The following is a 3,777-nucleotide window of genomic DNA, read 5'->3' as shown; positions in this document are numbered from 1 at the left end:
AACGAGGAATAGAAGTGAGGGCTTTTTGCATTCATTCGTGCAGGTTTAGCCAGCCGCGTGGTCTTCCTGCATTAGCCGCTTGAGAACGCGCAGAATTGCAGCCGCCCCTAGCACACTCAGCGCCGTTACCAACCAAAATCCGTGGGCGATCGCAGGCGATTGATCCAGCGCCCATCCTCCCACAGGCGGACCAACAAAATAGCCGATCGCCCAGCATTGCGAGTTCACCGCTAAATACACACCGCGTAGTGAATCGGGTGCCATTTCAACCGTGATCGACGAGGCAGACGGCATGTAGGTGGCAGTCGCCAGTGCCAGCACTGCCAGCGCTAGCACCGCCCATAGTAGATGTGCGGGCGCAACGCCAGTCAGCCAAACCAGCACAAAGCCGATTCCCCACAGCACGGCTGACAGGAGCAACGCATCGGCGCGACTAACGCGGTTGAGCACGCGCACGATCGGCATCTGCACCAGCACTGACAGTACCAAATGCCAGGTAAACAAGGCACTGATCGTTTCCGGGGCGAGTCCGCCGGGAACAAAGTTGGTGAAATACAGCGGCATCGTGCTGCTCACCTGTACGAGATACGTCGTAAATAGCGTGTTGACCACGCTGTAGATCAGCAGGCGACGATCGCGCAGTGCCTGCTTCCAGCCTTTCAGCCCTGTATACTCGTCACTTGTCGAGCGGGAGATCTCAGTCACCGCCCAGTAGACGACGACAAATAGCACCAAAAACGAAATCCCGTCAATCACAAACAAGCTGCGGTACGCGCCCGTAGTTTTGATCAGTAAACCACCTAGAACCACACCCAGTCCTAGCCCCAGACTGTCGCTGAGGCGAGTGATAGCGAAGGCTTCACTGCGCTGGGCAGGTGTTGTCACTAAGTCCGCGACCAGTGCTTCAGTTGCAGGCCAATACAGCCCAATGCCCAACCCCATCAGCAGATTGCCAAGCACAAACACCCAAAAGTCGCTAGAGGCTGCCAGAACAAACGAGGCGATCGCTGACACCACCGCTGAGAGCAGCAGCGTGGTTCGCCGTCCCCAGCGGGGCGAGTCGGAAAGCGAACCGCCCAGTGCCCGTCCCAAAACGCCTGTAATCGAAGCGCTGCCGATGCCAATGCCCACCTCAGTTGCCGACAACCCTACTTGATTGACGAAAAAGATCGGAGCGTAAAACAGCGTAAATCCCGTACCTGTCTGCGACAGTAGACGTCCCATCGCCAGAATCCATATTTGAATGTTGAGCGATGGCAACCAGGCAAACCATTTAGAGCGGGGAGTCATGAGGTAAATTGTGAAGAAGAATTGCGCCAGAGCTACAGAGCGGAGTCGCCAGGATTCGGTAGACTAAGTTCGTCACAACGAAGGTGAATCCTGTGGCTCCTTTTCTGCTCATCACAGATTTAGACAATACGCTAGTCGGCGACGACTCAGCACTTCAAGAACTCAACTCTGTATTGCAGCCACATCGCCAGCAATACGGAACCCAATTGGTGTATTCTACGGGACGATCGCTCACCAGCTATCGTCACCTTGCCTCTGAACAGCCGCTGCTGCCACCCGATATTCTCGTCTCTGCGGTTGGCACCGAAATTTACTACAGCGATCGGGATACACCCGACCCCTTGTGGTCAGAGAAGCTTTCCCAAGGCTGGGACCGAGAGCAAATCGTGGCGGCGGCTGCCCACTTTAGCAATTTGACGCCGCAGCCAGACTCGGAGCAGCGACCGTTTAAGGTGAGCTACTACCTCACTGAGCAAGCGGCTGAGGAGGTCATCCCGCAGTTGCAGGCAATGCTGCACGATCGCGACCTCAACCTCCAATTTATCTACAGCGGCGGCAAAGACTTCGATATCCTGCCAGCCCATGCAAACAAAGGGAATGCTATGACCTTTGTGCGTCAGCAGCTTGGCGTTGATCCCAGCCGCACGATCGCCTGTGGCGATTCTGGAAACGATTTGGCGCTGTTTGTTGATCGCGAAGAACGCGGCATTGTTGTAGGAAATGCGATGCCCGAACTGCTGACGTGGCATCACGCTAACCCCAACCCGAACCGCTACCTGGCAACAGGGCGCTGCGCTGGAGGCATTTTGGAAGGGCTACGCCATTTTGGCTTTTTACCGCAGTCGTAAGTTCACGTGTAAATAGACACTTTTCTAACGCTGGAGCCAGTTCTTTCTGCCTGCCAACGGATTGACTTGTGTTAACTCTCCTGTTAAGTTCCCAGTTCGCTTGATTTGATAGTAACGTAGTGGGACAGTACGCATTGGTTACCCCGTATGGTAGACAATCGCCTCCGTCCCTCCGAAACTTGGCAGACGGACGACAATTTCAGCGACGAAGAATCCTACCGGGATTACTTCCACGACGAGCAAGGGAGTATGCCGGGAACCCTGAATATTCCCGCAAATGCCACACCGCCGATCGTTGTTCTAATTGACTACAGCGACGAGCAATGCACTCGCTTAGAAATTTCTGAGCCGGAGGAGGCGGGTCCTTATCTGGATACCGAATCGGTTACCTGGGTAGATGTTAAAGGATTGGGCAGTGAGGATGTGCTTCGTCGATTAGGACAGGTATTTAGTCTTCATCCCCTCGTGCTAGAAGATGTCGTCAATGTGCCGCAGCGTCCTAAGTTTGAGGAGTTCGACAGCCAGTTACTGTTTATCGCTCGGATGGTAACGCTGAAGCGCCGAGGAAATGGTTTTGTCAGCGAGCAAGTCAGCTTTATTCTGGGACGGCACTACCTGCTAACTGTGCAGGAAGAACCCGACTACGACTGCTTCGGTCCAATTCGTGAGCGGATCCGCACCAACAAAGGGACCATTCGCAAGCACACCGCCGACTACCTGATGTATTCGCTGATCGACGCCGTTATCGATGGATTCTTCCCCATTCTGGAAGCATACGGTGAGCAGATCGAAGAGCTTGAAGATGAAGTTGTGGCAAACCCCTCGCAACAAACGCTAGAACACATCCACGATCTGAAGCGCGAATTGCTGAGTCTGCGACGGGCAATTTGGCCCCAGCGCGACGCAATTAACTCCCTGATTCGCGATGGCAGCGATTTGATTTCCCAGGAAGTGCATATCTACCTGCGCGACTGCTACGACCACACGGTACAGGTTTTGGACATGGTAGAAACCTACCGGGAGCTAGCAGCGAGCTTGATGGATGTGTATTTATCGTCGGTCAGCAACCGGATGAACGAAGTTATGAAGCTGTTGACGGTAATTTCGTCTATCTTTATTCCGTTAACGTTTATCGCCGGGGTCTACGGCATGAACTTTAATCCTGAGGCGTCACCGTTTAATATGCCGGAACTGAATTGGTACTGGGGCTACATTGCCTGCTGGGCTATTATGCTGAGCACAGCAGCAGGCCTGATTTTCTTCTTCTGGCGCAAGGGCTGGTTTGAAAACTTCTCGACGATCAAAAGCAAAGACTCCTCCAGCTCTCCACCCCGCAAATCTTCTCTGTCACCGAAGCGTCGATGAATTCCACTGATCCGATTATTCTGACGGCTTACCTGCTGTGCATCGCCTTTTTCTTGAACAGAATTAAGGAGGCGTTTAATGACGAATTTACGATTCGGATGAATGAAGACGCCCTGAAGCAGCAGCTTCAAGAGCAGGGACTACAGGATGCGATCGGTATCAGTTTCCGGTTTGACAAGCGCTACGAATTCGACAAGCTTAAGCAACTCTCCATCAGCATCAGCAACAAATCGGACAATTCTTCAGTTTACATAGACTGGGACCAGAGCGCTCT

Annotated in this window: 3 protein-coding genes and 1 pseudogene; 3 read left to right on the top strand and 1 reads right to left on the bottom strand. The window is 53.3% G+C overall.

Annotation, left to right across the window (positions count from 1 at the left end; translation table 11 throughout):
• Positions 1-45 precede the first annotated feature (45 nt).
• A complete protein-coding gene (locus tag H6F43_RS04430) occupies positions 46-1,290 on the bottom strand; it encodes an MFS transporter (RefSeq protein WP_190341057.1) in 1,245 nt (414 codons plus the stop codon).
• 92 nt (positions 1,291-1,382) lie between these two features.
• Between H6F43_RS04430 and H6F43_RS04425 the strand changes: the two genes are divergently transcribed.
• The 3 genes and pseudogenes from H6F43_RS04425 to H6F43_RS04415 form a co-directional block, all read left to right on the top strand.
• Positions 1,383-2,138, top strand: a complete 756-nt coding sequence (locus tag H6F43_RS04425) for a sucrose-phosphate phosphatase (protein ID WP_190341055.1) — start codon at positions 1,383-1,385, stop codon at positions 2,136-2,138.
• Between the two features lie 147 nt (positions 2,139-2,285).
• Positions 2,286-3,503, top strand: coding sequence for a magnesium/cobalt transporter CorA (gene corA / locus H6F43_RS04420; RefSeq protein WP_190341053.1), 1,218 nt, complete (start codon positions 2,286-2,288; stop codon positions 3,501-3,503).
• Positions 3,500-3,777: pseudogene (locus H6F43_RS04415) on the top strand (hypothetical protein); the annotation flags it as partial. The gene corA and the pseudogene H6F43_RS04415, both read left to right, overlap by 4 nt.

This window comes from Leptolyngbya sp. FACHB-36 (assembly GCF_014695955.1).
Classification (GTDB): Bacteria; Cyanobacteriota; Cyanobacteriia; order Leptolyngbyales; family Leptolyngbyaceae; genus FACHB-36.
The sequence above is the reverse complement of the archived record's forward strand: the minus strand, read 5'-3'. Positions and strand labels throughout refer to the sequence as shown.

Bases quoted from the DNA above. Each gene is read 5' to 3' on its own strand.
- corA (WP_190341053.1), top strand. From the start codon at position 2,286: ATGGTAGACAATCGCCTCCGTCCCTCCGAAACTTGGCAGACGGACGAC.
- H6F43_RS04430 (WP_190341057.1), bottom strand. From the start codon at position 1,290: ATGACTCCCCGCTCTAAATGGTTTGCCTGGTTGCCATCGCTCAACATT.